The following is a 26,480-nucleotide window of genomic DNA, read 5'->3' as shown; positions in this document are numbered from 1 at the left end:
TCCGTGGCAGAGGGAGCCCGATCGTGCAGTTCGCCGTCCACCGCGCTGCGGGACACGGGCGACCCGCGCTGAGGGTACGCGGTGAGCTCGACATCGCGACGGTGCCCCAACTGGCCCAGTGCGTCGACGCCGAGCTCGCCGCCGGGCCGCGGTCGCTGGTCATCGACCTCACCGACACCGTGTTCATGGACTCCTCCGGCGCCCGCCAGCTCGTCCGCGCCGCCCGCCGGGCGGCCGAGGCCGGCACCTCGCTGCAGGTGGTGTGTCCGCGGGAGAACAAGGCGGTCCGCCTGGTCATCGACCTGCTGGAGCTGCAGCGCCTGGTGCCGGTGGTCGAGTCGGCGAGCCTGACCGACGGGGAGGTCGGGTCGTAGGGTCGGCGGGGTGACCCGGCCGCCCGCGACAGCACCCGACCCGCTCGGCCGACTGGTCGACGGTGACGCCCTCGCCCGCTGCGCGCAGGAGCCGATCGCCGTCCCGGGCGCGATCCAGCCGCACGGCGCGCTGCTCGCGGTCACCGAGCCCGACCTCGCCGTCGTCGTCGCCTCGGCCAACGCCGCCGACGTCCTGGGCACCGACCCCTCCGGGGCGACCCTCGCCGACCTGCTGACCCCCGCCGAGCTCGACCGGCTGCGCGCCGCGCTGGCCGGCGACCTGGCCGAGGCCGATCCGCTGCAGGTCACCGTCGGCGGCCGGGAGGCCGACCTGGTGCTCTCCCGCAGCGGGGGCCTGCTGGTCACCGAGTGGGAGCCGGTCGCCGGTGCCGGGCAGGCCGGCGCCGCCTGGCACCGGCGGCTGCCGAGGGTGCTGCAGCGGCTGTCCGCGCCCACCAGGCTCGAGGGGCTGACCGGCGTGCTCGCCCGCGAGGTGCGCGCGCTGACCGGGTTCGACCGCGTGATGGTCTACCGCTTCGACGCCGACTGGAACGGCGAGGTGGTCGCCGAGGACCGGCGGGCCGACCTCGAGCCCTTCCTCGGCCTGCACTACCCGGCCGGGGACATCCCCGCCCAGGCCCGCGCGCTGTACGCGACGAACTGGCTGCGGCTGATCCCGGACGCCGGCTACACGCCGGTGCCGCTCGTGCCACCGGTCGTGCCCGGCACCGGGGCGCCGCTGGACCTGTCGGGTGCAGTGCTGCGCAGCGTCTCGCCCGTGCACCTCGAGTACCTGGCCAACATGGGCGTCACCGCGTCGATGTCGGTCTCGCTGATCGACCGCGGGACGCTGTGGGGCCTGGTCGCGTGCCACTCCTACAGCGGCCCGCACCGGCCCTCGTACGCCGACCGCACCGCCGCGGAGTTCCTCGGCCGCACCGCCTCGCTGCTGCTGCACACCGCCGTCGAGGCCGCCGACCGCGACGCCGTCGTCGCGGTGGCCCGGCGCGAGGCCGACCTCGCCGGCGCCGTCGGCCGCAGCCCGCGCGCGCCCGCCGCGGCCCTGGTCGACGGCGAGGTGACCGCGCTGGACCTGCTGCCGGCCGCGGGTGCCGCGGTGCGGCTCGACGGCCGGCTGCACCTGCTCGGGACGACGCCCCCGGCCGACCGGGTCGCCGCGCTCGTGCCGGCGGTGCTGCGCGCCGGTGGCGCCACCGACCGGCTGACCCTCGACCTGCCCGGCTTCACCGACCTCGCCGCCGACGCCAGCGGGGTGCTCGCCGTCGAGGTCGGCGGCGGCCGCGGGGACTACCTCGCCTGGTTCCGCCCGGAGACGCCGCGCGAGGTCAGCTGGGGCGGCGACCCGCGCACGTCGAAGGTCACCGACGGCCGGCTGTCGCCGCGGCGCTCGTTCGACCGCTGGACCGAGACCGTCCGCGGCACCGCCCGGCCGTGGCGCGGGCACGAGGTCGCCGCCGCCCGGTCGCTGGCGCGCCACCTCGGGGAGGCGGTGCTCGCCCGCGCCGGCGAGGACGACCGGCTGGCGACCGCGCTGCAGCGCACCCTGCTGCTCGAGGAGTTGCCGAAGGTGCCCGGCGTCGCGCTCGGTGCGCGGTACCGGCCGAGCGAGGCCGACGTCGTCGGCGGGGACTGGTACGACCTGGTGCCGCTGCCCAGCGGGCGGCTGGCCGTGGTGCTCGGCGACGTCGCCGGGCACGGGCTGTCCGCCGCGTCGGTGACCGCCCAGCTGCGGCACGCGCTGCGAGCCGCGCTGCTGCGCGACGAGGGGCCGGCCGCCGCGCTGGCCGAGCTCAACCGGCTGGTCACCACGCTGCTGCCCGGGGAGATGGCCACCGCGGTGGTGGCCCGGCTGGACCCGGCCAGCGGCGAGCTGGCGCTGGCCAGCGCCGGGCACCTGCCGGCCGTGCACGCCGCCGGCGGCTCGGCCGAGCTGGTCGGCGACGGCCGCGGCCCGGCCCTGGGGCTGCTCGACGACGCCGACTACCCGCAGGCGCGGCTGTGGCTGGGCGCCGGCGAGCGGCTGCTGCTCTACAGCGACGGCCTGGTCGAGCGCCGCGACCGCCCGCTGCCCGACCGGCTGGAGGCGCTGCGGCACGCGGCCCTCGCCGCCGAGGGCGGTCCGCAGGAGGTCGTCGACGCGGTGGTCGCCACGCTCGACCCGGCCGGCACCGACGACGTCACCGTGGTCGGGCTCGCCCGCGTCTGAGCCGGCTCAGCCCGGGACCCCGCCGCGGACGAGGTAGCGGTAGGCGGGGGAGTCGGGGTCGAGGTGCTGGATGCGCAGCGGGCTGGCCTCGATCCGCCCCAGCAGGCCGGGCAGGGTGTCGGCGCTGCCCAGCTCGATGCCGGTCAGCGCGGCGCCGGTCTCCCTGTCGTCCCGCTTGACGTACTCGAACAGCACGATGTCGTCGTCGGGGCCGAGGACGTCGTCGAGGAACCGGCGCAGCGCGCCGGGCTCCTGCGGGAACTCCACCAGGAAGTAGTGCTTGAGGCCCTGGTGCACCAGCGACCGCTCGATGACCTCGGCGTAGCGGCTCACGTCGTTGTTGCCGCCGGAGAGCAGGCACACGACGGTCTGCCCGGGCTCCACCCGCACGGTGCCGCCGGTCAGCGCGGCGGTGGCCAGGGCGCCGGCGGGCTCTGCGATGACGCCGTCGACCTGGTAGAGGTCGAGCATCTCGGTGCAGATCCGGCCCTCGGGCACCGCGAGCAGTTCGGCGCCGCAGTCGCGCACCAGCGGGAAGGTCACGTCGCCGGCCCGGCGCACCGCCGCGCCGTCGACGAAGGTGTCGATCGCCGGCAGCTCCACCGGCGCCCCGGCGGCGAGCGCGGCGGCCATGCCGGCCGCCCCGGCGGGCTCCACGCCGACCAGCCGGGTGCCCGGGCTCGCCTGCGCGAGCCAGGTCCCGCAGCCGGCGAGCAGCCCGCCGCCGCCGACCGGCAGGACGACGACGTCGGGGACACGGCCGAGCTGCTCGAGCACCTCGACGGCGACCGTCGCCTGCCCGACGACGACCGGCCACGCGTCGAACGCGGGCACCAGCGTGGCGCCGGTGCCGGCGGCGTGCGCGGCGGCGGCCGCGGCGGCGTCGTCGTAGGTGTCGCCGGTGACGACGAGGTCGACGACGTCCCCGCCGAGCGCGCGGATGCGGGCGCGCTTCTGCCGCGGGGTGGTCCCGGGCACGAACACCGCACCGCGCACGCCGAGCACGCGGCAGGCGTGCGCGACGCCCTGGCCGTGGTTGCCGGCGCTGGCGCAGACCACCCCCGCGGCGCGGGCGGCGGCGTCCAGGCCGCTGATCGTGTTGTAGGCGCCGCGGACCTTGTAGGAGCGGCCGACCTGCAGGTCCTCCCGCTTGAGCCACACGTCGGCGCCGGTGAGCGCGGAGAGCCGCTCGTTGCGCTGCAGCGGGGTGCGCTCGGCGACCCCGGCCAGCCGGCCGACGGCGTCGCGCACGGCGGCGGGGAAGCGGGCCAGCTCCGGCGCCACGGTGGTGCTCACGGCCGTCCATCCTCCCTGCCCCGTGGGGTGCTCCTGCGCGCAGTCGTGCTCTGCACACAGGTGTGTGCAGAGCACGACTGCGCGCGGCGGCCCTCCTGCAGGGTCCCGCCGCGAGCGTGCGAGTGGCGGGGGCAGGAGGGCCCTTCGTCAGGCAGTGACCCGGCCGTCGTCGTGCACGGTCAGCCGGCCGGAGGCGGCCGCGCGGTCGAGCGCCGCGGTCAGCAGCGGGGCCAGCGACGGCGTGCGGCGGCGGTAGCCGAACACCTCGGCCGTGCGCAGGAACAGCTCGTCGTGGCCCAGGCCGCCGGCCTCGCGGCACAGCGCGACCATCGCGTTGCCGACCTCCTGCGCCGGCACCTGCTCCAGCGGCCGGACGCTGCTGGCGCTCTGGCGGCGGTAGACCGTCCAGGTCGCCGGGTCCAGCGACGCCGGCCAGACGACGTCGCCGTCGAGGGTGTGCGCGGGCAGCAGCGCCAGGAGCGCGTCGCGCCGGGCCTCGCCGACCCGGGTCAGGCCGAAGGCGCCGGCGGCCAGCCGGACCAGGCGGTCGCGGTGCACTGGGCCCTCGGCGCGCAGGCCGGCGGCGAGCACCCGGGTGACCAGCCGGGCGTTGCGCGGGTCGACGAGGCCGTCGAGGACCTTGCGGTCACCGGCCGGCTTGGGCGCCCAGGTGCGGAACCGCTGCTCGACCGGCGCGGGGGTCGCCTCGTCGGCCGGCGGCTCCTCCGGGACCGGCGGGACCACGCTCAGCGTCACCGGCGGCGTCACCGGGGCGGGCTCGTCGGTGGCCGGGGCGGGCAGGGGGCGGGGCGCCGGCAGCGCGGCCACGGCGGCCGAGGCGACCGACCGCAGCACCGGAACGCGCGCCGCCGGTCCTGAGCCGGGCGCCGGATCGGGAACGGGCGTGGGCTCGGCGGCCGGCACGTCCTCCACCACGGACAGCGCCGGGGGAGCGGCGGCCGGCGCCGGGACGGCGGCCACCGCGGCGACCAGCCGGTCGAGCACGGCCTCGCGGTCGCGCAGCCACGCGGGCAGCCACACCCGCTCGACCGCGGGCCAGCCCAGCACCCCGGAGAGGACCTCGGCGGGCAGGCCGTCCCGGTCCCCGACGGTGGGCCGGCGGGCCCAGGCGGGGCCGTCGAGCAGCACGGCGACGACCGGGGTGTCCGGGGCGTCGGCGCGGGCCAGCGCCAGGTCGACGCGGCAGTCGGACAGGCCGACGTCGGTGCGCACCCCCAGCCCGCGCCCGCGCAGTGCGGCGGCGATCTCCTCGCGGTGCCGGTCGGGGACCCGCGGTGCCCGGGCCTCCCGCGGCAGCGCGTCGGTGCCCAGCGCGGCCAGGTCGAGGTAGGCGCGCAGGTGCTTGACGCCCAGCGACGAGGTCTGCTCGGCGCGCAGCGCGGTGGGGTCGAAGGAGGTGAAGACGACGACCTGCCGGCGGGCGCGGGTGATCGCCACGTTGAGCCGCCGCTCGCCGCCGGCCCGGTTGAGCGGGCCGAAGTTCAGCGGCAGCACGCCGCGGTCGTCGGCGCTGTAGGCGGTCGACAGCAGCACGACGTCGCGCTCGTCGCCCTGCACGTCCTCGATGTCCTTGACGAAGACCCCCTCGCCGTCGGTGCGCTCCAGCGCCGCGGTCAGCCGCTCGTCGCCGGCGTCGCGCAGCAGCGACTCGACGTAGGCCCGCTGCTGGGCGGTGAAGGTGACCACGCCGATCGAGGGCACCGCGTCCGGGTCGGCGTCGAGGCGGCGGCGGATCTCCGCGACGACGGCCTTGGCCTCCATCGGGTTGGTGCGCAGCAGCCGGCCGGCGCCGGTGCGGTGGAAGGTGCCCTGCACGCGCACCAGCGAGATCCCGTGCCCGCCGACGTCGGCCGAGGGCCGCCCGGCCGCGGGCGCGGGGAACGAGGAGAGCCGGTTGCCGTAGTAGTGGGCGTTGCTGAACGCGAACAGCGACTCGTCGCGGCTGCGGTAGTGCCAGGACAGCCGGTGCCGCGGCACGCCCGCGCGCAGGCACTCGGACAGGACCGACTCCGCGTCCTCGACGGCGGTGCCCGGCAGGCCGGGCAGGTCCTCGCCGGCCGCGGGACCGGACTCGGCCGGCGGCGCGGGGGGCAGCTGCCGGGGATCGCCGACCACCACGGCCGCGCGGGCCCGGCCCAGCGCGCCGACCGCGTCGGCGACCCGCAGCTGGGAGGCCTCGTCGACCACCACGAGGTCGAACAGGCCGGCCCGCGCCGGCAGGAACCGGGCGACCGCGTCGGGGCCGGCCAGCACGCACGGCAGCACCGCGGTGACCAGGTCGCCGTGCCCGGCGAGCAGCGCCCGCACCCCCGGTGCGTCGTCGGTGGGGTCCAGCGCGCGCCGGAGAGCGGCGACCCGCTCGCCCTCCTCCGGACGGCGGGCCGCGACGGCGGCGGGCAGCGCGGCGACGAGCCGGCGGCGCACCGCGCGGGAGGCAGCGGTGTGGCGGGCGAGTGCCCGGTCGTGCGCGTCCGCGTCGAACGCGTCGAGGCCGGTGGCCGCGTGGCGCTCGGCCGCCGAGGCGGCCGCCAGGCCGTGCTCGAGCGCGCGGGTGGCGTCCTCGGCGGGGAGCCGGCCGCTGACCAGCGCGGCGCGGGCCTCGGTCAGACCGGCCGCGCGCAGCGGCTCGAGCGTGTCGAGGAACTCCGCCCACCGCCGCAGCGAGATCAGCCCGCTGTGCTCGACGCCGCGCTCCGGGCGGGTCATCGCCCAGCGCAGCAGCACGCCGTCGTCACCGCACCACTCGGCCAGCCGCGCCGGGGTGCTGCGGCAGACGCGCAGCAGCCGGTCGAGCTCGTCGCGCAGCCGCCGCACCGCGGTCGCGGCCGCGGCGTCGGTGCCGGGCCGGGCGACGACGTGGCGGCGCAGGGCGACGGCGAAGCCGCGGGCGCTGTCGACGACCGCGCCGGCCCGCCGCAGCCAGGCCACCTGCCCGTCGAGGACCGTGGGGTCGAGCAGCGGGTTCCAGCCGGCCGGCACCGACAGCCCGGGGATCACCGCGGCGCGGGCGGCGAGGCCGGCGGCGGCGGTCTGCAGCCGCCACAGCGACGCGGTCAGCTCCGGGACGTCGCCGAGCTTCACGGTCACGCCCGGCCGCAGCACCGGCGCCAGCTGGTCGCGCACCGCGCGCAGTCCCTGCCGGCGGGCCCAGGTGCGGGCGGCCTGCGCGGTCTGCGCGGCGACGTAGAGGTCCGCGAGCGGCAGCGCCAGCGCCTCGGGCGTGGCCAGCTCCAGGCCGGGGTGGACGGCGGAGGTGAACGCGGCCACCTCGGCGAGCACCGCCGTCGTCGCCGCGGTCCAGCGGGCGGTCGGCACCTCGTCGAGGACGTCGAGGCCCACCGGCGGGCCGGCGAGCAGGTGGGCGAGGTCGTCGAGGTCGCCGGGGGTGCGCACCTCGCGCAGCGCCCGCGCCAGGTGCTCCTCGGCCGGCAGCGCCCGCATGGCGGCGTCGACGGCGCAGGCGGCGGCGTGGGCGGCGCGCAGGTCGACCTCGGCGGTGTCGACGAAGGCCCACGGGTGCCGCGGCGAGGGCCGGACGAGGTCGGCGACGTCGGGCAGCAGCGCCAGCGCGCGGCGCACCGCGGCCATCGTCTCCGCCGGCGCCGCGGCGGCGAAGGCCGGCGGCAGCGGCAGCGGCGGCACGCCGTCACCGAGGGCCAGCTGCGCGGTGCGCGCCGAGTAGCAGGACAGGCCCGCGGCGTTGGGCGCGTGCAGCCGGTCGGCGTAGCGGGCCAGGGTCCGGCGGGCGGCGCGCAGGTCGGCGAGGTCCGCGGCGCCGTCGTCGGCCGCGCCGCCGTCCGCCGGCTCCTGCGGGACGCCGTCGAGCGCGGCGAGGACGCGGGCGCGCACCTCGGCGGGGCGGGCGCGCTCGTCGTGCAGGGGCAGGGTGGCCCCGCCCAGGCCGACCGCCTCCAGCCGGCGGGCGACGACGTCGAGCGCGGCCCGCTTCGCGGCGACGACCAGCACCCGCCTGCCCTCGGCGACGGCGCGGGCGACCAGGTTGACGACGGTCTGCGACTTGCCGGTGCCCGGCGCGCCCTCCAGCACGAACGTGCGGCCGGCCACCCCCTCGGCGACGGCGCGCAGCTGGGAGGAGTCGGCGGGCAGCGGGCAGCGGGCGGCCAGCTCGTCGAGGTCGACGTCGACCGCCGCGGCCGGCACCGGGTCGCGGAACGGTGCGGCGGCCGCGCGCGCCAGGTGGTCGACCAGCGGTGCGGCCGTCAGCTCGGCCCACGACGCGTCCAGGTCACGCCACCGGCGGTGCCCGGCCGGCCGCAGCAGGGCGAGGTCGGCGGTGGCCTCGACGCGGAAGGGCAGGCCCGCCTCGGCCAGCGCCTGCCGGACCGCGTCGAGCGCGCCGTCGACGTCCGTGCCGTCGACGGGGTCGAGCCCGGGGACGGTCAGGCCGTGCGCCCGGCGCAGCTCGTCGAGCAGGAGCCCGTTCGGGCTCGCGCCGGCGGTGGGGTCGGCGGTCAGCCGGTAGCCGTCTCCGTCTCCGTCTCCGTCGGGGGAGAGGACCACCGGCAGCAGGACCAGCGGCGAGCGCAGCCGCCGCCCGTCCTGCTCCCACGCCAGGGTGCCGACGGCGAGGTGCAGGTCGCCGGCGCCGGTCTCCTCGCGGGCGGTGCGCGACCGGTGCGCGAGCCCGCGCAGCCGCGGCAGGTAGCCGCCGTCGGTCACGTCGGCGTGCACGGCGCGCCGCTCGTGCAGCACCTCGCCGAGCACGCCGACCGGCAGGCCCCGGGCCGAGCGCACGCCGCCCTCGGCGCCGGAGACCACGAGCCGGTCGCTGGGCAGCAGCGCGACCCCGCCCTCCTCGGCGAGCAGCTCGGTGAGGGTGGCGAGGTAGAGGCCGGGGACGACCAGCGGCAGGCCCGCCCCCTCGGGGAGGTGGAGCAGCCGGTCACGCGCCGCGGGGCCGAGCAGGTCGTCCTGCCACTGCCGCACCCGCGCCGGCACGCCGGCCCGCGCGCCGGGGGCGGGAGCCGCGTGGCGGCCCGCCGGGCGCGCGGCCGGCGGGCGGTACTCGACCACCTGCAGCGCCCCGCCGGGCCCGCGGGTGCGGGCCGGCAGCGGCAGGATGCCGTCGCGGCGGGCGCGGTGGACGTCGGTGACGCCCAGCACCCGGTCCGGGCCGCCGGCCAGCCACGCGTCGCGGGCGGCGCGGTGCAGCTGCTCGGCGTCGGGCTCCGCCGGCTCACGGCTGGTCAGCAGCGTCGTCTCCACCAGCCGCACCAGGCCGAGGTCGACGAGGTCGGCCAGCGGCGCGACGTCGGTGGTGGCGGCGCTCTCCGCGCTGCGCTCCTCCCGCCAGTACCCGAGGAACGCGTGTCCTGCCCCCACCCCCCCGCCGATCCCCTCGGTCAGCCACAGCAGGGTGCGCACCCCGGCGGCCTCCAGCGCGGCGGCGAGCACGACGGTGGTGTCCAGCGGGGTGCCGACCCGCCCGTCGAGGACGTCGCCGGGGGTGCGCACCTTCTGCGCGATGTGCGCCCAGTCCGCGGCCGCCTCGCCGTACCGGACGCCGCGGGCGCGCACCGCGGCGGCGACCGCGGCGACCACCTCGTCGACCCGCTCCGGGCCCGCCGCGTAGCCCTCCAGGGAGGGGGCGCCGGTGCGGTCCCCGAGCAGCGCGGCGGCCTCCTCCAGCAGCGCGCCGACCGCCGGGTGGTTGGGCAGGACGTGCGCGGCGAGCATCTCCAGCGCCAGGGGCAGCGGAGCGGCCAGCCACTGGCCGGCGGCGAGCACCTGCACCGGGACGGCGGTGCCGCCGACGTCGGCGCCGTCGACGGTCACGTCGATCTCGATGACGCCCGGTCGCTGCTCCTCGATCTGCAGCACCGCCGCGGCGTCGACGACCAGGTCGACGTCGCTGAGCACCGTCGTCGCGTCGGCGTCGAGGTCGACGGTCAGCTCCACCGGGCGCCCGATCGGGCCCTCGGCGTCGCGCACCCCGATGCGGACGAGCGCACCGGACACCGCCGTGCCGTGGGTGGCGAACGCCAGCCGGGAGACCACCGGGACGCGGTTGTGGGCGAGGGCGTGGGAGAGCACCGGGGTGCTCGTGGCGGTGATCGCCACGGCCACCCGGGGGGCACCGTCGTGCGGATGCGGCCGGGCGTCGGTGGTGCTCACGGCGCTCTGTCTACCGGCCCGGACGGACCGGTCCGGTCATCGCCGCGAGCGTCTGGGGCGGGTGTGACAGGAGCGCCGAGACGTTGTCCCGCGCCCTGGCGCGGCTGCCGATGGTGAGGTGCCGGAACGGCCCCGTCCCGAGGCTCACCCCGAGCGTGCGAGGGGTGAGGAGGACGGGGTCCTTCGTCAGACGCCGAAGCGCTGCTCCAGGTCCTGCACCTCGGGCAGGCCGACGAGGTCGGTGAACTCGCCGAACGACGGCAGCCCCTCCAGCGGCGGGACGCCCTGCGCCCGCAGCGCCGCCAGCAGTGAGCGCATCCCCGCGGTGGCCGCCAGCAGCGTGCCGATCGGGTAGATGACCAGCGCGAACCCCAGCTCGGTCATCCGCTGCAGCGACAGCGGGGGCGTGCGGCCGCCCTCGGCCCAGTTGAACACCAGCGGCGCCACGCCGGCCAGCGCCGTTGCCACCTTCTCGACGTCGGCCTCGGTGGTGGGCGCCTCGACGAAGAGCAGGTCCGCGCCGGCGTCGGCGTAGGCCCGGGCCCGCTCCAGGGCGTCGTCGGTGCCGCTGACGGCGACCGCGTCGGTGCGGGCGACGATCACCAGGTCAGGGTCGCGGCGGGCGGCGACGGCCGCGCGGATCTTGCCGGCCATCTCGTCGGCGCCGATGAGCGCCTTGCCGGTCATGTGCCCGCACTTCTTGGGCATGACCTGGTCCTCGAGCTGGATCCCGGCCACCCCGGCCTGCTCGTAGAGCTGCACCGTGCGGACGACGTTGAGCGCGTTGCCGTAGCCGGTGTCGGCGTCGGCGACGACCGGCACGTCGACGGCCGCGGCGATCCGCCGGGCGTTGTCGACCATCTCCGCGCCGGTGAGCAGCCCGACGTCGGGGCGGCCGATGAGCGAGGCCGTCGTCCCGAAGCCGGTCATGTAGACGGCGTCGAAGCCGGCCTGCTCGACCAGCCGGGCCGACAGGGCGTCGTAGGCGCCCGGCGCCACCAGCGGTCCCGGCCCGGCGAGCAGCTCGCGCAGCCGGGCCCGCGGAGCCGGGCCGTTCCCCAGCAGATTCCCCACGACGGCCTCCTCGGGCGTGCGGTCCCCGCCGGCCGCGGCGGGGCGCACGCGGCCGGCGGGACGTGTCAGGGACGGGTGCTCAGTGCAGGACGTTGACGCCGTCGCTCATGTAGACGAACACCCGGTGGAAGCGCAGCCCCTCCAGGTAGAAGAAGTTGCAGTTGGTCAGGGTGGTCTCGGTGCCGTCGGTGTCGGTCAGCTCGACGGTGAACTGCGAGGCGATCCGGTTGTTGGCCGGGTCGGCCACGTGGGTGAAGTGGATGTGCCGCATCCGCGGCTCGTAGGTCTTGAACAGGTCCTCGTACATCTGCCGCAGGCCCTCGTCGCGGCCGCGGTGCGTCGAGTGGGCGGACTGGATGGTCAGCTCCGCGTCCTCCGTGAAGCAGTCGAGCACGCCGTCGAGGTCGTTGGCGTCGACGCACGAGAAGTACCGCTCCACCAGGTTGACCAGGTACCCGTAGGTGGCGACCTGGTCGGCCGGACGCGTCAGCGTTGCAGTGACCATGACCTGTCCTCGCTTCCTGGGAGGTCGGCCGGGCGGTCCGGCCGCAGGTGCCGGCAGGGGACGCCGACACGGCCGTTGCATACAGCGCCGACCCGAGGGCGTCATCGGCGGAAGCAGTTTGCACTCCCGGCGACACGGATCGCAACCTCGTGAACTGCTCCGTTCCATCCCCGGTCGCCCTCTTGTGCGTCCTGCGCCGAACCCCTACTTTGCATGCAATCCGACGAGGGATGTGAGCTGTGACACGTCCGCAGACGTCCGCCGAGCGGACGCTGGCCGCGCTGCGCGAGCTGATCATGGGCGGGGACCTGGCGCCCGGTGCGCGCCTCGGCGAGGTCGAGCTGGCCGACCGGCTGGGGGTCAGCCGGACGCCGGTGCGCGAGGCGCTGTCCCGGCTGGCCGCCGAGGGGCTGGTCGAGGTGGTGCCCAACCGCGGCGCCCGGGTGGCCACCTGGACCGTCGCCGAGCTCGAGGGCGTGTTCGACCTGCGGTCGGTGCTCGAGCCGCAGCTGACCGCGCACGCCGTGCCCCGGGCCCGCCCTGCCGACGTCGAGGAGCTCGACGCCCTGGCCCGGCGGATGCACGAGGTCGGCGCGCCCGGGCCGGATCAGGACCTCGACGCGCTGGTGCCGCTCAACCGCGCCTTCCACGACCGGCTGGTGGCCCTCGCCGCGCACCCCGCGCTGGCCGCCGCGCTGGCCGCGGCCATCCACCCACCGATCGTGCGCCGCAACTTCCTCACCTACGACGAGGCGTCGCTGCGCCGCAGCCTGGCGCACCACAGCGAGATCGTCGCCGCGCTGCGCGCCGGCGACCCCGCGTGGGCCCGCGCCGTCATGACCTCGCACATCGCCAACGCCCGCGCCGTCATGGTCCGCGCGGCCCGGCTGCAGATGACCGCCACCGCGATCCGCCAGGAGGAGACCGCATGAGCTACCGGCTCGGAGTCGACGTCGGGGGCACCTTCACCGACGTCCTGCTCGTGGACGAGGACAGCGGCGCGACGTGGCGCGCCAAGACCGCCTCGACCCCGGCCGACCAGGCGGTCGGTGTGCTCAACGGCATCGGCAAGGTGTGCGCCGACGCCGGCATCTCGCTGGGCGAGGTGGCGCAGGTGCTGCACGGCACCACGGTCGCCACGAACGCGATCCTCGAGGGCAAGGGCGCCCGGGTCGGCCTGGTCACCACCCGCGGGTTCCGCCAGGTGCTGCAGATCGCCCGCTCCTTCGTCCCCGGCGGGCTGGCCGGCTGGATCATCTGGCCCAAGCCCGAGCCGCTGGCCGACCTCGAGGACACCGTCGAGGTCGGCGAGCGCATCGCCAGCGACGGGTCGGTGGTGCGCCCGCTCGACGAGGCCGACGTGCGCGCGCGGCTGCAGCACCTGGCCGGCCGCGGCGTGCAGGCCCTCGCCGTCAGCCTGGTCAACTCCTTCGCCGACGCGACGCACGAGCGCCGCATCCGCGAGATCGCCGGCGAGGTGCTGCCCGGCGTCCCGGTGTCGCTGTCCTCCGACGTGCTCCCCGAGCTGCGCGAGTACGAGCGCACGCTCACCACCGTCGCCAACGGCTACGTGCAGCCGCAGGTGGACAAGTACGTCCGCCACCTCTCCGACGGGCTGCGCGAGGGCGGCGTGGCCTGCGAGCTGTCGATCCTGCGCAGCGACGGCGGCCTGCAGTCGGCCGAGGCCGCGGTCGCCGCGCCGGTGACCATGCTGCTGTCCGGCCCGGCCGGCGGGGTGACCGGCGCGGTGTGGGTGGCCGAGCAGTGCGGCCACCGCGACCTGATCACCTTCGACATGGGCGGCACCTCCACCGACGTGGCGCTGGTGCGCGACCTGTCCCCGCGCATCGGCCGCGAGACCAAGGTCGGCGACCTGTCGGTGCGGGCCTCCAGCGTCGACGTCCGCACCGTCGGCGCCGGCGGCGGCTCGATCGCCCACGTGCCCGAGCTGACCCGCGCGCTGCGGGTCGGCCCGCAGTCGGCCGGCGCCGACCCCGGCCCGGCCGCCTACGGCAAGGGCGGGGTGGAGCCCACGGTCACCGACGCCAACGTCGTCCTGGGCTACCTGCCCTCGGCGCTGGCCGGCGGGGAGATCACCCTCGACGTCGAGGCCGCGCGCGCGGCGGTCGGCAAGGTCGCCGAGGCCATGGGGCTGGACTCCCCGGAGGCGGCGGCCGCGGGCATCGTCGACATCGTCAACGAGAACATGCTCGGCGGGCTGCGGCTGGTGTCGGTGCAGCAGGGCTTCGACCCGCGCGACTTCGCGCTGGTCGCCTTCGGCGGCGCCGGCCCGCTGCACGCCAACGCGCTGGGGAAGCTGACCGGGGCGTGGCCGGTGATCATCCCGCCGGGGCCCGGGCTGCTGTGCGCGCTCGGCGACGCCACCACCAGCCGGCGCGACGAGTCCGCCCGCACCGTGCTGCGCCGCTTCGGCCAGCTCACCGACGGCGAGCTCCGGCAGATCCTGCGCGAGCTCGCCGACGAGGCCGGCGAGCGGCTGGCCGCCCAGGGCCTGGCGCGGGCCGACCAGCGGGTCGGGTTCCAGGTCGACGTCCGGTACCACGGGCAGGGCTTCGAGATCCCCGTGGAGGTCGACCCGGCCTGGCTCGACGGCGACGGTGCGCTGGCCGAGCTGGGAAAGGCCTTCGACGCCGAGCACGACCGGCTGTTCTCCTTCCTCCTCGACGTCGACCACGAGCTGGTCAACGCCCGCGCCACCGTCACCGGCCCGCGCCCCGACGTCGCCCCGGTGTGGCTCGAGGAGGGCGACGGCGACCCGAAGGGGGCGCTGGTCACCGAGGCGCCGGTGCACGTCGGCGGCGGGCAGGTGACCGCCTCGGTCTACGACCGGGCGCGGCTGCGGGCCGGGGACGTGGTGCGCGGCCCCGCGATCGTCACCGAGATGGACTCCACCACCCTCGTCCTGCCCGGGCACGCGGCGGAAGTGCACGCGTCCGGGTCCCTGCTGATCACCCCCTCGGAGGGCTGACCCGTGGCCCGGATCATCGAGACCGCCACCGGCGAGGTGGAGCGGGTCGACGTCGACCCGGTCACCCTCGACCTGATCGAGAACGGGCTGCGCAACGCCCGCTACGAGATGGACGAGGTGCTCTTCCGCACCGCGCTCTCGCCCGGCATCCGCGAGCAGCACGACGAGTTCCCGCTGATCGGGGACCCGAGCGGGAAGATGGTCGTCGGCCAGTTCGGCCTGTCCATCCCCGACTTCCTCGACGGCTTCGACGACACCGTCGAGGAGGGCGACGTCCTGCTCACCAGCGACCCCTACGCCTGCGGCGCGGCGATCAGCCACGCCAACGACTGGCTGCTGGTCATGCCGGTGTTCCACGAGGGCCGGGTCGTGGGCTGGGCGTCGATGTTCGGGCACATGTCCGACGTGGGCGGCAAGACGCCGTCGTCGATGCCCACCGACGCCCGGACCATCTACGAGGAGGGCGTGGTGATCCCGCCCTTCAAGCTCTACCGCAGGGGCGTGCTCAACGACGACGCGCTGCGGATCATCCTCAACCAGGTCCGGATGCCCGACTGGAACCGAGCCGACCTCAACGGCCTGGTCGCCGCGTGCCGCACCGCCGCGCGGCGGGTGGTGGAGATGTGCCAGCGGTTCGGCACGGCCACCTACCTGTCGGCGCTCGACGCGCTGCTGCAGCGCAACCACGACGCCATGAAGGTGCTGTTGCAGATGGTGTTCGAGGAGGGCCGCACGCTCTCCTTCACCGACTACATCTGCGACGACGGCGTCGGCAACGGCCCCTACGAGCTGAAGCTGTCGCTGACCCGCACCGGCGAGAAGGTGCACCTGGACTTCACCGGCTCCTCGCCGCAGGCGGCCGGGCCGATCAACTACTACATCAACGAGAACCTGACCCGGATGTTCTTCGGGATCTACATGATCACCGTCGCCGACCCGCAGATCCTGTGGAACGACGGCTTCTACCCGCTGATCGACGTGACCATCCCGGACGGCTCGTACTGGAAGCCCAAGCACCCGGCGGCGCTCAACGGCCGCAACCACGGCATCGGGCGGGTGTTCGACCTGTTCGGCGGGCTGCTGGGGCAGACCAACCCGGCGCTGCTCAACGCGGCCGGCTTCTCCTCCTCGCCGCACTTCATGTACTCCGGCCACTACTCGTCGGGGGAGCGCAAGGGCGAGTGGTTCCAGCTGTACTCGATCGGCTTCGGCGGCATCCCCGGCCGGCCGCTCGGCGACGGGCCCGACGGGCACTCGCTGTGGCCGAGCTTCGTCAACATCCCCTGCGAGTACCTCGAGTCCTACTACCCGCTGCGGATCGAGACCTGGCAGACCGTCCCCGACACCGGCGGCGCCGGGCTGCACCGCGGCGGCAACGGCGTCGACGTCGCCTACGTGTTCGAGGAGCCCGGCGAGATCGCCATCCACGACGACCGCTGGCTCACCTACCCGTGGGGCGTCAACGGCGGCGAGCCCGGCGCGCGCGGCCGCAAGTGGATCGACCGGGCCGACGGCACCCGGGAGGTGCTGCCGAGCAAGTGCCACGGCGTGCCGGTGCGGCCCGGCGACGTCCTGCACTTCGTCACCTGGGGCGGCGGCGGGTGGGGCGACCCGCTGCAGCGCGACCCCGAGCTGGTGGCGCGGGAGGTCCGCCGCGGGCTGGTCACGGCCCGGGGCGCCGAGCGCTACGGCGTCTGCGTCACCGAGGACGGCGAGGTCGACGCCGAGGCCACCGAGACCCTGCGCGACACGATGCGCGCCGACCGGCCGGCCGAGCTGCCGGTGTTCGACATGGGACCGCCGATCGAGGAGCTGCTCGCCCGCTGCGAGGAGGAGACCGGGCTGCCGGCCCCGAAGCGCCCGGTGTGGGCGGCCGGATGAGCGTTGCCGGGCCCGGCCCGCACGGGACGGCGTTCTCCGGGCGGCTGGGCTGGGGCGCCCGCCCGGCGGTGGTCGTCGTCGACCTGTGCCGGGCCTACACCGAGCCGGGCGGGCCGTTCGCCCTGCCCGACCCGGGCCCGGCGGTCGAGGCCGCCGGGGCGCTGGTCGACGCCGCCCGCGCCGGCGGGCACCCGGTGGTGTGGACGGCGGTGCGCTACGCCCGGGGCCTGGCCGACGGCGGGCTGTTCGTGCGGAAGGTGCCGGCGCTGGCCGCCTTCGCCGAGGACGCGCCGGGGGAGTGGGGCGAGCTCACGCTCGAGCCCGGTCCCGGCGAGCCGGTGGTGGTCAAGCAGTACGCCTCGGCGTTCTTCGGGACCACGCTCGCGCCGACCCTCACCGGCCTCGGCGTGGACACCGTCGTGGTCGCCGGTGTCTCCACCTCCGGCTGCGTCCGGGCCACCGCGATGGACGCGCTCAACTCCGGGTTCCGCCCCCAGGTGGTCCGCCAGGCCTGCGCCGACCGCAGCCCCGCCCTGCACGAGAACAACCTCGCCGACCTCGACGCGAAGTACGCCGACGTCGTGGACCTCGCCGAGGCGCTGCCCCACCTGCAGCGCCCCGGCTAGACGACGGCGCCTCCCGGGTGTCCCCCCTCGGGAGGCGCCGTCCCGGCACCCGCCGGGACAGGAGTGACACGGGGGACGACGGGGCGGGTCGCGGACCGGGCTCCGCGCCGCCGCGTGCGTAGGTTCGCCCGGATGCACACCGGCCGCCTCCGTTCGTCTCTCGACACCATCGACGCCCTGGACGCCCTCGACGACGCGCTGGACATCGGCGACACCGACGTGCTGCCCAGCCGCTCGCGTCACGCCGCCCGCTCCGCGCTGCGCCGCCGCTGGGTGGTCGCCGGTGCGCTCGCCCTGGTGCTGGCGGTCGCGGGGCTGGCGGCGCTGGTCGCCCCGGCGGTCCGGGGCGGGGACCCCGTCGACGCGCCTCCGGTGGCCCGGCCCGCGCCCTCGCCGTCGGCCGGCCCGACCGCGGTGACGCCGCCGGCCGCGCCGTCGTCGGTGCCGCCGTCTCCGGTGCCGCCGTCTCCGGCGCCGGTGGAGGCGGTCGCGCCGTCGCCGGCCGAGGTCCCCCCGGCTCCGGCGCCGGTGGCGACGACCCCGGCGCCCGCGCCGCCGCCGGTCCAGCCCCCGGCACCGGAGCCGCCCGCCGATCCCTGCCGGGACAAGCCGGGGCGCGGCAACGGCCACGGGCACGGCCACCAGGGCGGCGACTGCGGCTGAGCCGCCGTGCGAGGGTGGCCGGGTGCCGAGACGGAGCGCGGGGATCCTGCTGTACCGGCGCGGCCCCGGCGGCGCCCCGGAGGTGCTGCTCGGCCACATGGGCGGGCCGTTCTGGGCCCGGAAGGACGACGGCGCCTGGTCGATCCCCAAGGGCGAGCACGACGACTCGGAGGACGCGCTCGCGGCCGCCCGGCGCGAGTTCGCGGAGGAACTGGGCAGCCCCGTGCCGGCGACGTCCCTGACGCCGCTGGGGGAGCTGCGGGCGGGCGCCAAGGTGCTCACCGTGTGGGCCGGCGAGGGCGACCTGGACGCCGCGGCGATCGTGAGCGGCACCTTCCCGCTGGAGTGGCCGCCGCGGTCGGGACGGGTGCAGCACTTCCCCGAGGTCGACCGTGCGGCCTGGTTCGGCCTCGACGAGGCCCGCGCCAAGCTCGTGAAGGGGCAGGTGCCCTACCTCGACCGGCTGGCGGAGCTGCTCGCCGGCTGATCCCGCGCCCGCCGCCGTCGACCGGTCGTCCGGCGTGGTCACCCGGTCCCGGTCACCACGGCGGGCGACCACTCGCGGAGGGCACACGGGTGGGGCGGCCGGGCCTCCCGGGAACTCCTGTGTCCGTGTCAGGCGTCACGTGACACCGGAACGGGGCGGCCGGGCCTAGCTTCCTGCGCGCCGGCGGACCGCCCGCCGGCCCAGTCGAAGCGGGGGACCGATGACCACCTCTCCGTACCCGGGCGCGTCCGCCCAGCAGCCCGGCGCCGCGCCGTACCCGCACTACGGCCAGGCGCCCTACGGCCAGGCGCCCTACGGCCAGGCGCCCTACGGCCAGGCGCCCTACGGCCAGGCGCCCTACGGCCAGGGCGCGGGCTGGACCGGGCAGCCGATGCCACCGGTCCCGGCCGGGGCCTCCTTCCCGCCCTCCGGCCCCATCGGCCGGGTGCGCGGCACGGGTGTGGCGATCCTGCTGACGATCGTGACCTTCGGGATCTACTCCCTCGTCTGGTACTACTCGGTCCACGAGGAGATGAAGCGGCACACCGGCAACGGCCTCGGCGGCGGCCTGGCCCTCGTGATCGCCCTGTTCCTCGGGTTCGTCTCGCCGTTCGTCACCAGCAGCGAGGTCGGCGCCCTCTACGAGCGCGCGGGCCGGGCCACGCCGGTCAGCGGCGCCACGGGGCTGTGGTACCTGCCCGGCGTCGTCATCCTCGTCGGCCCGATCGTCTGGTTCGTGAAGACCAACGGCGCGCTCAACGCCTACTGGCGGTCCCTCGGCGCCGCCTGACCCGCGGCGGTTCCTGATCGCCGCTCCGTGTCGACCTGCTGCTGTCTCCCTGGCCCCGAGGCGGCAGCAGGTCGACGTGCGGCGCGCGACGAGTCGCCCCCGGGAGCGCCGGACGGGGGAACGGCGCGGGTCGATCGGGTGACATCTGCACTCCGGAGCGTGCCGACACCCCCACGGTGCGGCGGCGGCTGCCACCCTCGGCGGCCACCGTCCCCGGGAGGTCCGATGTGCTCCTCGTCCCCCTCCGCCGGCCAGGCCTGCACCTGCGCCCCCGTGTCCCGCCCGGTCGCCACCGCGGTCGTGCGACGGCGCCCCCGCTGGACGCCCGCGCCCGCGGCCAGGTGACGGATCGCTGACGAGTCGTCCCACCCGCCCCACGCGCCGCGGCGACGCCGCCCCGGGTGGCAGGGTCCTCACTCCCCGGGTCCGGACGGACTCGCGCGTACGAGGAGACCCGCGTGCCCTGTGACACCTGCGCCGCCGAGACCCACCCCGGCCCGGTGTGCCGCCGCTGCGCCGCGCTGTCGCAGCTGACCCAGCCGGTGCTGCGGCTGCAGACGCGCCGCCGTCCGCCGGTGCCGCCGGCCGCCCCCGCCCGCTGAACCGTCGCCGCGCCGGCCCGGAGGACGGGCCGGCGCGGCGTGACGCACCTCACCGCTAGCAATCCGCTTGCAGGAGTTAGCAGGCGCGGGGTGCGGGGCATGACCGAGACGTCAGGTCATCCCCGATCGCTGGAGTTCCCCGTCGTGACCGACCACGCCAAGATCGTCAACCAGCTCCGCGCTCTGGTCCTGCTCTCCCAGACCGAGGAGCAGATCGCCCGCACCCGGGTGACCCAGGCCCGCACCGACGCCGTGCGCCGCGAGCTCACCCAGAACGCCGACAACGCCGCCGAGCGCACCCGGCTCATCACCGCCGAGCTGCGCGAGCTCGGGGGCGTCCCCGACGTCGTCACCCCCGTCGTGGGCCGGCTGTCGGCCGTCCTCAAGGCCACCTTCGAGCAGGCCGAGCCCATCGAGGAGGCCCTGCTGCAGGACCTCTCCCTCGAGCACCAGCTGCACGACCGCGCCACCTACCTCAAGGTGCTCGGCCAGGCGGCCGGGCTGGCCAAGGTCGAGCGCCTGGCCGAGGGGCTCATCCGCGCCCACGAGGCCACCATCGAGTGGCTGACCGTCGTGCTGGCCGAGGAGGCCCTGGGCGGCCCCGCCGCGCTGCAGGCCACCCCGTTCCAGCAGGTCGCCGGCGTCGCCGCGCGGGCCGCCAACGCCCCGTACCGCTTCGTCGCCAACCGGGTGAACGAGGCCCTCGACACCGCGCAGCAGCGCCGTCAGCGCGTGGGGGACGAGCTCGGCCAGGTGGCCGGCCGTGCCTCCACCCTCACCGACGCCGTCCGCGAGACGCTGACCGTCGGCCGCGCCGCCACGCTGCGCCGGGCCGAGCGGATCGCCCGTCGTGAGGGCAACCGCACCGCCGCCGACGCCGCGAAGGCCGCCCGCGAGGAGCTCGGCGACGTCTCCGCCGACGAGCTGCCGGTCAAGGGCTACGACTCGCTGTCGACCTCCGACGCCGCGAAGGCCGCCAAGGCCCTGCGCGAGCCGCACGACATCCGCGTGCTCATCCGCTACGAGGAGACCCACAAGAACCGGGCGAGCGTCATCAGCGCCGCCCAGGTCGCCCTCGCCGCGGTCGCCAAGGAGGCCGTGGGCGTCGAGAACTGACGTCCGCCGCTCTCCGGACGGCCCGCACCCACCCCGGGTGCGGGCCGTCCGCCGTTCGGGGAGATCCCGGTCGCAGCGGGTTTGACCCGCCGCGGCGGTCGGGGATCGTGACGGCATGCAGATCACACCCGAGGCCCTGGAGCAGGAGTTCTCGCTCCAGACCGCCGTCACCCGCCTGGACTTCCTGAGCCGGCGGGACTCCGGGACCACCCCCCGCGCCCGGGCGACCGGGAGCGACGACGACTCCTGGAGCTCGCTGCTCGACGACTCCACCTCCCTCGACGTCGCCGAGTCCCTGGAGCTGCTCGCCCTCGGCGAGGTCGTCGCCCGCAAGGCCCACGACAGCCAGCTCGTCGGCTTCCGGGCCGCGCTGCGCGGCGGGGCCGGCTGGGAGGAGATCGCCGCCGCGCTCGACGTCGCCCCGGCCGAGGCCTGGACGGCGTACCACCGCGTCATCGACGGCCAGGAGCGCGCGGGCGTCCTGGACGCGCAGGACGCCGCGGACGCCCGGGCGCTCGCCGGGGACCGCCCCGGGGTCTGACGAAGGACCCTCCGCCCCCCACCACTCGCAGGCTCGTGGCGGGCCCCTGCGGAGGGGCGTCAGCTGACCTCGACGCCGCGCCAGAAGGCGACCCGGCCGGTGATCTCCTTCGCGGCGTCCTTGGGCTGGGGGTAGAACCACGCGGCGTCGGGGTTGACCCGGCCGTCGACCTCGAGCGTGTAGTACGACGCCCGGCCCTTCCACGGGCAGGTGGTGTGCGTGGAGGAGGGGCGCAGCACGTCGTCCCGCACGGACTCGCGCGGGAAGTACGCGTTGCCCTCCACGGTGACGATGTCGTCGGACTCGGCGATGACGGTCCCGTTCCAGGTCGCTGTGGTCATGTCCCGATCGTCCCCCGGCGGACACCGGTGCGGGTGGCGTGCGCCACGCGTACGAGCCGGTGGGCTGGGCATGTGACCGGGAGACGCGCCGACCGCGTCGCCTCCGGTGGCCCCGCCGCCGGTCCGGCCCGTCCCCGACGACGAGGAGCGCGACCGATGTCCCAGGCCGCCCGTCCGCCCGACCCGCAGGACCCGCGCCGGGGCATGCAGCCCCGTCCCAAGCGCGGCCGCGCGGTGCTGCTGGGCACCTTCCTCGGCCTCATCGTGCTCGTCTTCGCCTTCATCCTGCTGGTCAGCCAGTGCAGCGCCGACGAGGACGACGACGGCGCGAGCGGCCCCACCACCACCGTCGTCGTCGAGGAGGGCGCGCCGCCGGCCGGCACCTGACCCCGCCGGCGCCGAGGTCAGCGGTCGAGGAGGGCGAAGGTGGCCACGGCGTGCGCCACGGCCCTGCCGTCCTGCTCGACGTCGGCCTCGCAGATGGTGAGGTGCTCCCCGCGGGTGCGCACCCGGCCGCGCACCTCGAGCCGGCCGGGCTTTCCGGGCCGCAGGTAGGTCACCGTCAGCTGGCTGGTCGCGGGAACCTCGCCGTCGTCGGTGGTGGTGCGCACCGCCTGGCCCATCGCCGTGTCGACGAGCGTCGCGACGACGCCGCCGTGCAGCGTCCCCGCCGGGTTGAGGTGCTCGTCGCGCACCTCGAACGCCAGCGTGGCCGCGCCCTCGTCGCTGCCGGCCAGCCGCGCGCCGAGCCCTCCGGCGAAGCCGCCCACGTCCCCGTCGTCCGCCATGCCCGGGCCGGTACCCGTCAGCCCGCCGGTCACGCCCGGCCCCCGCGTGCGCGACACCCCACGGATCCGCGGGGCGCGGCTATGGTCCGCCGCCGTGTCGATGCGACGGAGGACCTGGGTCTGGCTGGGAGCGGCGGTCGCCGCGGTGGTGCTCGGGGTGGTCACCCTGGTGTGGTTCCAGCCGCAGCGGCTGTTCTACGACAGCCGGGTCGACGAGGCCCTGCCCTCGGCGGCGGCCGGGGCGGCCGACTCGACCGGCAGGATCGGGAGCGCGCTGCCGACCGACCCGGTCGACCTGGCCACCGGCACCTTCGTCTCGCTCGAGCACGAGACGATCGGCACCGCGCGGGTGGTCCGGCTGCCCGACGGGTCGACCGTCGTCCGGCTGGAGGGCTTCGAGACGACCAACGGGCCGGCGCTGTTCGTCTACCTCTCGCAGAACGCCGCCACGGGCGAGGAGGCGGGCTTCGACGACGAGTTCGTCGACCTCGGGCCGCTCAAGGGCAACGTCGGGGACCAGAACTACGTCGTCCCGGAGGGCTTCGACGCGACCGGCTACGTCAGCGTCGTCATCTGGTGCGACCGCTTCGACGCCGCCTTCGGTGCCGCCGACCTCGTCCCGGCGGCGGCTCCCTGAGCCGGCCGCTCAGTCGGCGACGTTCGCGGCCAGCGCCGCGAGCACCCGGCGCAGCTCGGCGACCTCGTCGTCGGTCACGCCCCGGCGCAGCCGCCGGTCGAAGGCGACGGCGGCCTCGCGCAGCCCGAGGAAGAGCTCCTCGCCGGCCGCGGTGAGCGAGACCCGCTGGCCCCGGCGGTCGCCGGGGGCGCGCTCCCGGGTGACCAGCCCGGCGCGCTCCATGCCGTCGAGGTGGTGGGTGAGCGTGGGACCGCGCACGCCGACCACCGCGGCGAGCTCGGCCTGCGTCCGGTGGCCGCCGCCCTTGGCGGCCAGCAGGACCAGCCACGTCGACGTCGACCCGCCGGCCGCGGCGAGCGCCTCGTCGAAGGCCCGGGCCAGGGTGCGCGAGATCCGGGTGACCGCCAGGCCGACGGGTTCCTCGCGGGGCTCGGGCACCTGGCGAGCCTAGCCGGACCGTTAGACGTCGAATGGTTAGACGTCTATCGTCTTGGCATGGCAGGCACGACCCGGTCGCTGCGGCTCCCGCCCCACTGGCGCAGGGCGCTGGTGGTGGTCCACGTCGGCTCGTCGGTCGGCCTGCTCGGTGCCGACGCCGCCGTCCTGACCCTCGACCTCGCCGGTGCCACCGGCGCCGACCCGCCGACGGTCTACCCCGCCGCGGCGCTGCTCGGGTCGGTGCTGCTGGTCCCGCTCGCGCTCGTCTCGCTGACCAGCGGGGTGCTGCTCGGCCTGCTGACGCCGTGGGGGCTGCTGCGGCACTGGTGGGTGGCGCTCAAGCTGGTGCTCACCACGGCCGGGACCGTGCTGGCGCTGGTGGTGCTCACCCCGTCGCTGGATGCGGCGGCCGGCGCCGCGCTCGCGCCCGGGCCTCTCGGGTCGGGGGAGCGGTGGGCGCTGGTGCGCGACTCCGCGGCCGCCTCGGGAGTGCTCGTGACCACGCTCGTGCTGTCGGTGGTCAAGCCGTTCGGCCGGGTGCGCCGCCGGCGCCCGGCCTGAGCGCCGTCCTCAGGCCGGTTCGCGGCGCATCGGCACGTGCGGGATGCCGTCCTCGACGTAGCCCGGGCCGCTGACGCGGAAGCCGAACCGCCCGTACCACTCCTCGAGGTGTGCCTGCGCGCCCATCGTCACGGGGAGCCCCTCGGACAGGTCGATCCCGGCCCGCACCAGCCGCGCCGCCAGTCCACGCCCGCGGGCGCCGGCGGCGGTGGCCACCCGGCCGATGGCGCGGGTGGCGCCGTCGTCGAGCACCCGGAGGGTGGCCAGCACCGCGCCGTCCTCCTCGCCGTCGTCGGGAACCCACAGGTGCCAGGTGCCCGGCTCGACGTCGCGGCCGTCGAGCTCGGGGTAGGGGCACTGCTGCTCGACGACGAAGACGTCGACCCGCAGCCGGCACAGCCCGTAGACCTCGAACGGGGTGAGCTCGGCGAAGCGGGCGGTGCGCAGGAGTGGGGCCACCGGCCCGTTGTAGCGCACCGCCGCGGGGAGCTCAGGCGCGGGCGCGGTAGCGGCGCATCGTCAGCGGGCCGAGGACGGCGACCAGCGCCGCGGCCCACAGCAGCACCCACCCGACGTCGGCGCCGTCGACACCGCCGTGCACCAGGCCGCGCACCGCGCTGACCAGGTGGCTGACCGGGTTGACCTCGACGACGGACCGCAGCCAGCCGGGCATCGTGGCGGGGTCGACGAAGATGTTGCTGCCGAACGTCAGCGGCATCAGCACCATCATCGACCAGCCCATGACCGCCTGCGGGGTGCGCAGCCGCAGCGCCAGGTACGTCCAGACCCAGCCGAGGGCGAAGGCGAAGACCAGCAGCAGCCCGACCGCGGCCAGCAGGCCGACGACCCCGCCGCCGGGACGCAGCCCCAGCGCCATGCCCAGGCCGAGGACGACGACCGAGGCGAGGGTGAAGCGCACGACGTCGCCCAGCAGTGCGCCGACCAGCGCCGAGGGCCGCCACACCGGCAGCGAGCGGATGCGGTCGAAGACGCCCTTCCCGATGTCGGTGTTGAGGGCGACGCCGGTGTACATCGTGATCATGAGGATGCTCTGCACGAGGATCCCGGGCAGGAAGAACTGCACGTAGGCCTCGACCGAGCCGGCCAGGGCGCCGCCGAAGAGGTACGTGAAGATCAGCGTCAGCATCACCGGGAAGACCGTGACGTCGAACAGCTGCTCGGGCACGTGCTTGATCCGCAGCAGCGTGCGCCAGCCGAAGGTGGCCGAGGCCGCGAGCGGGCCCTGCGGCCGGGGGCGCTCCCCGGAGCCGAGCGCGGCCAGCACCGCTGCGGTGTCGGGCGCGGCGAGCGGGGGAGGGGCGCTGTCGAGGGCGGTCATCGTCGGTCCTCCGGGTCGGGGGCGGGCGGAGCGGGGGCGGGCGGGCCGGCGTCCTCGGCGGGCCGGCCGGTCAGGGCGAGGAAGACCTCGTCGAGGCTCGGCTGGCCGAGCGCGAACTGGGCGAGCTCGATGCCGGCGCCCTCCAGCGCGGTGAGCGCCCGCGCCGCCGGCCCCGCCTCGGGCACGCGGGCGGTCAGCGCCGCCGGGTCGCCGTCCTCGGCCACCGGCACGCCCAGCACCCGCTCGAGCAGCTCGCGCGCGGTGCCGCGGCGGGCCGGGTCGAGCACCCGCACGTGCAGCGTGCCCGAGCCCACCGACGCCTTCAGCTGCCCCGGGCTGCCCTCGGCGATGACCCGGCCGGCGTCGATGACCGAGATGCGGTCGGCGAGCTGGTCGGCCTCGTCGAGGTACTGGGTGGTGAGCAGCACCGTCGTCCCGCCGCGGACCAGCGCGCGGACGACGTCCCACACCTGGTTGCGGCTGCGCGGGTCGAGGCCGGTGGTCGGCTCGTCGAGGAAGACCAGGTCGGGCCGGACGACGATGCTCGCGGCGATGTCGACCCGCCGCCGCATGCCCCCGGAGTACTGCTTGACCTGCTTGCCGGCCGCCTCGGTGAGGCCGAAGGCGCTCAGCAGCTGGTCGGTGCGCTGGCGCGCCGCGGCCCGGGAGTAGCCGAGCAACCGGGCCAGCAGCAGCAGGTTCTCCGCGCCGGTGAGGTCCTCGTCGAGGGAGGCGAACTGGCCGGTGAGGCTCACCCGCGCGCGGACGGCGTCGGCGTCGGTGACGACGTCGTGGCCGAAGACCCGCGCCCGCCCGCCGTCGGGCGGGACGAGGGTGGCCAGCATCCGGATGGTGGTGGTCTTGCCCGCGCCGTTGGGCCCGAGGAAGCCGTGCACGCCGCCCTGCGGGATGCACAGGTCGACACCGGCCACCGCCGTCGTCGCGCCGAACCGCTTGACCAGCCCCGTGGCCTCGATCGCCGGGACGTCCCCGCCTCCCGCTGCCTGGTCCCCGGCCGGCACCGTGTCGCCGACGTACGCCGTCACGTG

Annotated in this window: 25 protein-coding genes; 15 read left to right on the top strand and 10 right to left on the bottom strand. The window is 76.6% G+C overall.

Annotated elements, in window-relative coordinates; genetic code table 11:
• The first annotated feature begins 23 nt into the window (after positions 1-23).
• Both CHC04_RS12230 and CHC04_RS12225 read left to right on the top strand, forming a co-directional pair.
• Positions 24-374: an STAS domain-containing protein gene (locus CHC04_RS12230; RefSeq protein WP_217897329.1), complete on the top strand. Its 351-nt coding sequence runs from the start codon at positions 24-26 to the stop codon at positions 372-374.
• A gap of 10 nt (positions 375-384) precedes the next feature.
• Positions 385-2,601, top strand: coding sequence for a SpoIIE family protein phosphatase (locus tag CHC04_RS12225; RefSeq protein WP_089404207.1), 2,217 nt, complete (start codon positions 385-387; stop codon positions 2,599-2,601).
• A gap of 6 nt (positions 2,602-2,607) precedes the next feature.
• On the opposite strand, the gene ilvA is transcribed toward CHC04_RS12225, so the two are convergent.
• The 4 genes from ilvA to CHC04_RS12205 all read right to left on the bottom strand — a co-directional run bounded on the left by ilvA (position 2,608) and on the right by CHC04_RS12205 (position 11,632).
• Positions 2,608-3,897, bottom strand: coding sequence for a threonine ammonia-lyase IlvA (gene ilvA / locus CHC04_RS12220; protein ID WP_245817146.1), 1,290 nt, complete (start codon positions 3,895-3,897; stop codon positions 2,608-2,610).
• Positions 3,898-4,044: 147 nt separating this feature from the next.
• The gene (locus CHC04_RS12215; protein WP_089404206.1) at positions 4,045-10,053 is read right to left on the bottom strand and encodes a DUF3320 domain-containing protein; all 6,009 of its coding nucleotides are present in this window, start codon (positions 10,051-10,053) and stop codon (positions 4,045-4,047) included.
• A 186-nt stretch (positions 10,054-10,239) separates the two neighbouring features.
• A complete protein-coding gene (locus tag CHC04_RS12210; RefSeq protein ID WP_089404413.1) occupies positions 10,240-11,127 on the bottom strand; it encodes an isocitrate lyase/PEP mutase family protein in 888 nt (295 codons plus the stop codon).
• 79 nt (positions 11,128-11,206) lie between these two features.
• Entirely contained in the window at positions 11,207-11,632 is a 426-nt protein-coding gene (locus CHC04_RS12205) for a nuclear transport factor 2 family protein (RefSeq protein WP_176449971.1), read from the bottom strand.
• 239 nt (positions 11,633-11,871) lie between these two features.
• Here CHC04_RS12205 and CHC04_RS12200 point away from each other — a divergent pair, with 239 nt between their 5' ends.
• The 10 genes from CHC04_RS12200 to CHC04_RS12160 all read left to right on the top strand — a co-directional run bounded on the left by CHC04_RS12200 (position 11,872) and on the right by CHC04_RS12160 (position 21,327).
• Complete coding sequence (locus CHC04_RS12200) at positions 11,872-12,564, top strand: GntR family transcriptional regulator (protein WP_089404204.1); 693 nt, start codon at positions 11,872-11,874, stop codon at positions 12,562-12,564.
• Complete coding sequence (locus CHC04_RS12195; protein ID WP_089404203.1) at positions 12,561-14,621, top strand: hydantoinase/oxoprolinase family protein; 2,061 nt, start codon at positions 12,561-12,563, stop codon at positions 14,619-14,621. Before CHC04_RS12200 ends, CHC04_RS12195 begins: the two co-directional genes overlap by 4 nt.
• Before the next feature lie 3 nt (positions 14,622-14,624).
• Positions 14,625-16,502, top strand: coding sequence for a hydantoinase B/oxoprolinase family protein (locus CHC04_RS12190; RefSeq protein WP_089404202.1), 1,878 nt, complete (start codon positions 14,625-14,627; stop codon positions 16,500-16,502).
• Complete coding sequence (locus CHC04_RS12185; protein ID WP_089404412.1) at positions 16,499-17,128, top strand: isochorismatase family protein; 630 nt, start codon at positions 16,499-16,501, stop codon at positions 17,126-17,128. Before CHC04_RS12190 ends, CHC04_RS12185 begins: the two co-directional genes overlap by 4 nt.
• 132 nt (positions 17,129-17,260) lie before the next feature.
• Positions 17,261-17,791 (top strand): hypothetical protein, encoded by a 531-nt coding sequence (locus CHC04_RS12180; protein WP_089404201.1) that lies wholly within the window; start codon positions 17,261-17,263, stop codon positions 17,789-17,791.
• A gap of 22 nt (positions 17,792-17,813) precedes the next feature.
• Positions 17,814-18,278 carry an NUDIX hydrolase gene (locus CHC04_RS12175; RefSeq protein WP_089404200.1) on the top strand — a complete coding sequence of 155 codons (465 nt, stop codon included), beginning with the start codon at positions 17,814-17,816 and terminating at the stop codon, positions 18,276-18,278.
• A 220-nt stretch (positions 18,279-18,498) separates the two neighbouring features.
• Complete coding sequence (locus CHC04_RS12170; RefSeq protein WP_245817145.1) at positions 18,499-19,068, top strand: DUF4234 domain-containing protein; 570 nt, start codon at positions 18,499-18,501, stop codon at positions 19,066-19,068.
• Between the two features lie 458 nt (positions 19,069-19,526).
• Complete coding sequence (locus tag CHC04_RS24150; RefSeq protein ID WP_176449970.1) at positions 19,527-19,670, top strand: hypothetical protein; 144 nt, start codon at positions 19,527-19,529, stop codon at positions 19,668-19,670.
• 144 nt (positions 19,671-19,814) lie between these two features.
• Positions 19,815-20,786, top strand: coding sequence for a ferritin-like domain-containing protein (locus CHC04_RS12165; protein ID WP_217897328.1), 972 nt, complete (start codon positions 19,815-19,817; stop codon positions 20,784-20,786).
• A gap of 115 nt (positions 20,787-20,901) precedes the next feature.
• The gene (locus tag CHC04_RS12160) at positions 20,902-21,327 is read left to right on the top strand and encodes a hypothetical protein (protein WP_089404198.1); all 426 of its coding nucleotides are present in this window, start codon (positions 20,902-20,904) and stop codon (positions 21,325-21,327) included.
• A gap of 59 nt (positions 21,328-21,386) precedes the next feature.
• Here the strand turns inward: CHC04_RS12160 and CHC04_RS12155 are convergent, their stop codons facing one another.
• Positions 21,387-21,668 carry a DUF427 domain-containing protein gene (locus CHC04_RS12155; RefSeq protein ID WP_089404197.1) on the bottom strand — a complete coding sequence of 94 codons (282 nt, stop codon included), beginning with the start codon at positions 21,666-21,668 and terminating at the stop codon, positions 21,387-21,389.
• A 156-nt stretch (positions 21,669-21,824) separates the two neighbouring features.
• On the opposite strand from CHC04_RS12155, the gene CHC04_RS12150 reads away from it, so the two are divergent.
• Complete coding sequence (locus CHC04_RS12150; RefSeq protein WP_089404196.1) at positions 21,825-22,055, top strand: hypothetical protein; 231 nt, start codon at positions 21,825-21,827, stop codon at positions 22,053-22,055.
• Between the two features lie 17 nt (positions 22,056-22,072).
• Here CHC04_RS12150 and CHC04_RS12145 read toward each other — a convergent pair whose 3' ends face one another.
• Positions 22,073-22,456: a PaaI family thioesterase gene (locus CHC04_RS12145; protein WP_089404410.1), complete on the bottom strand. Its 384-nt coding sequence runs from the start codon at positions 22,454-22,456 to the stop codon at positions 22,073-22,075.
• Positions 22,457-22,556: 100 nt separating this feature from the next.
• On the opposite strand from CHC04_RS12145, the gene CHC04_RS12140 reads away from it, so the two are divergent.
• Complete coding sequence (locus CHC04_RS12140) at positions 22,557-23,093, top strand: DM13 domain-containing protein (protein WP_089404409.1); 537 nt, start codon at positions 22,557-22,559, stop codon at positions 23,091-23,093.
• Between the two features lie 9 nt (positions 23,094-23,102).
• On the opposite strand, the gene CHC04_RS12135 is transcribed toward CHC04_RS12140, so the two are convergent.
• A complete protein-coding gene (locus CHC04_RS12135; protein WP_089404195.1) occupies positions 23,103-23,531 on the bottom strand; it encodes a MarR family winged helix-turn-helix transcriptional regulator in 429 nt (142 codons plus the stop codon).
• A 57-nt stretch (positions 23,532-23,588) separates the two neighbouring features.
• Between CHC04_RS12135 and CHC04_RS12130 the strand changes: the two genes are divergently transcribed.
• Positions 23,589-24,092 (top strand): hypothetical protein, encoded by a 504-nt coding sequence (locus CHC04_RS12130; RefSeq protein WP_089404194.1) that lies wholly within the window; start codon positions 23,589-23,591, stop codon positions 24,090-24,092.
• 9 nt (positions 24,093-24,101) lie between these two features.
• On the opposite strand, the gene CHC04_RS12125 is transcribed toward CHC04_RS12130, so the two are convergent.
• From CHC04_RS12125 to CHC04_RS12115, 3 genes are read right to left on the bottom strand one after another with little or no spacing between them, the layout of a single operon-like run.
• Positions 24,102-24,551 carry a GNAT family N-acetyltransferase gene (locus tag CHC04_RS12125; protein WP_089404408.1) on the bottom strand — a complete coding sequence of 150 codons (450 nt, stop codon included), beginning with the start codon at positions 24,549-24,551 and terminating at the stop codon, positions 24,102-24,104.
• Between the two features lie 31 nt (positions 24,552-24,582).
• Positions 24,583-25,431, bottom strand: a complete 849-nt coding sequence (locus CHC04_RS12120; protein ID WP_089404193.1) for an ABC transporter permease — start codon at positions 25,429-25,431, stop codon at positions 24,583-24,585.
• The gene (locus CHC04_RS12115) at positions 25,428-26,477 is read right to left on the bottom strand and encodes an ATP-binding cassette domain-containing protein (protein WP_342743497.1); all 1,050 of its coding nucleotides are present in this window, start codon (positions 26,475-26,477) and stop codon (positions 25,428-25,430) included. The genes CHC04_RS12120 and CHC04_RS12115 overlap by 4 nt, the downstream gene beginning before the upstream one ends.
• Positions 26,478-26,480 lie beyond the last annotated feature (3 nt).

Source organism: Geodermatophilus saharensis (assembly GCF_900188205.1).
In the GTDB taxonomy this organism is placed as follows: domain Bacteria; phylum Actinomycetota; class Actinomycetes; order Mycobacteriales; family Geodermatophilaceae; genus Geodermatophilus; species Geodermatophilus saharensis.
This window is presented reverse-complemented; position numbering and strand designations above follow the sequence as displayed.

Excerpts from the sequence above, each read along its gene's own strand:
- CHC04_RS12205 (WP_176449971.1), bottom strand. The coding sequence starts at position 11,632 with ATGGTCACTGCAACGCTGACGCGTCCGGCCGACCAGGTCGCCACCTAC.
- CHC04_RS12195 (WP_089404203.1), top strand. The coding sequence starts at position 12,561 with ATGAGCTACCGGCTCGGAGTCGACGTCGGGGGCACCTTCACCGACGTC.
- CHC04_RS12185 (WP_089404412.1), top strand. The coding sequence starts at position 16,499 with ATGAGCGTTGCCGGGCCCGGCCCGCACGGGACGGCGTTCTCCGGGCGG.
- CHC04_RS12180 (WP_089404201.1), top strand. The coding sequence starts at position 17,261 with ATGCACACCGGCCGCCTCCGTTCGTCTCTCGACACCATCGACGCCCTG.
- CHC04_RS12170 (WP_245817145.1), top strand. The coding sequence starts at position 18,499 with ATGACCACCTCTCCGTACCCGGGCGCGTCCGCCCAGCAGCCCGGCGCC.
- CHC04_RS12160 (WP_089404198.1), top strand. The coding sequence starts at position 20,902 with ATGCAGATCACACCCGAGGCCCTGGAGCAGGAGTTCTCGCTCCAGACC.
- CHC04_RS12155 (WP_089404197.1), bottom strand. The coding sequence starts at position 21,668 with ATGACCACAGCGACCTGGAACGGGACCGTCATCGCCGAGTCCGACGAC.
- CHC04_RS12150 (WP_089404196.1), top strand. The coding sequence starts at position 21,825 with ATGTCCCAGGCCGCCCGTCCGCCCGACCCGCAGGACCCGCGCCGGGGC.
- CHC04_RS12145 (WP_089404410.1), bottom strand. The coding sequence starts at position 22,456 with ATGGCGGACGACGGGGACGTGGGCGGCTTCGCCGGAGGGCTCGGCGCG.
- CHC04_RS12140 (WP_089404409.1), top strand. The coding sequence starts at position 22,557 with ATGCGACGGAGGACCTGGGTCTGGCTGGGAGCGGCGGTCGCCGCGGTG.
- CHC04_RS12130 (WP_089404194.1), top strand. The coding sequence starts at position 23,589 with ATGGCAGGCACGACCCGGTCGCTGCGGCTCCCGCCCCACTGGCGCAGG.
- CHC04_RS12120 (WP_089404193.1), bottom strand. The coding sequence starts at position 25,431 with ATGACCGCCCTCGACAGCGCCCCTCCCCCGCTCGCCGCGCCCGACACC.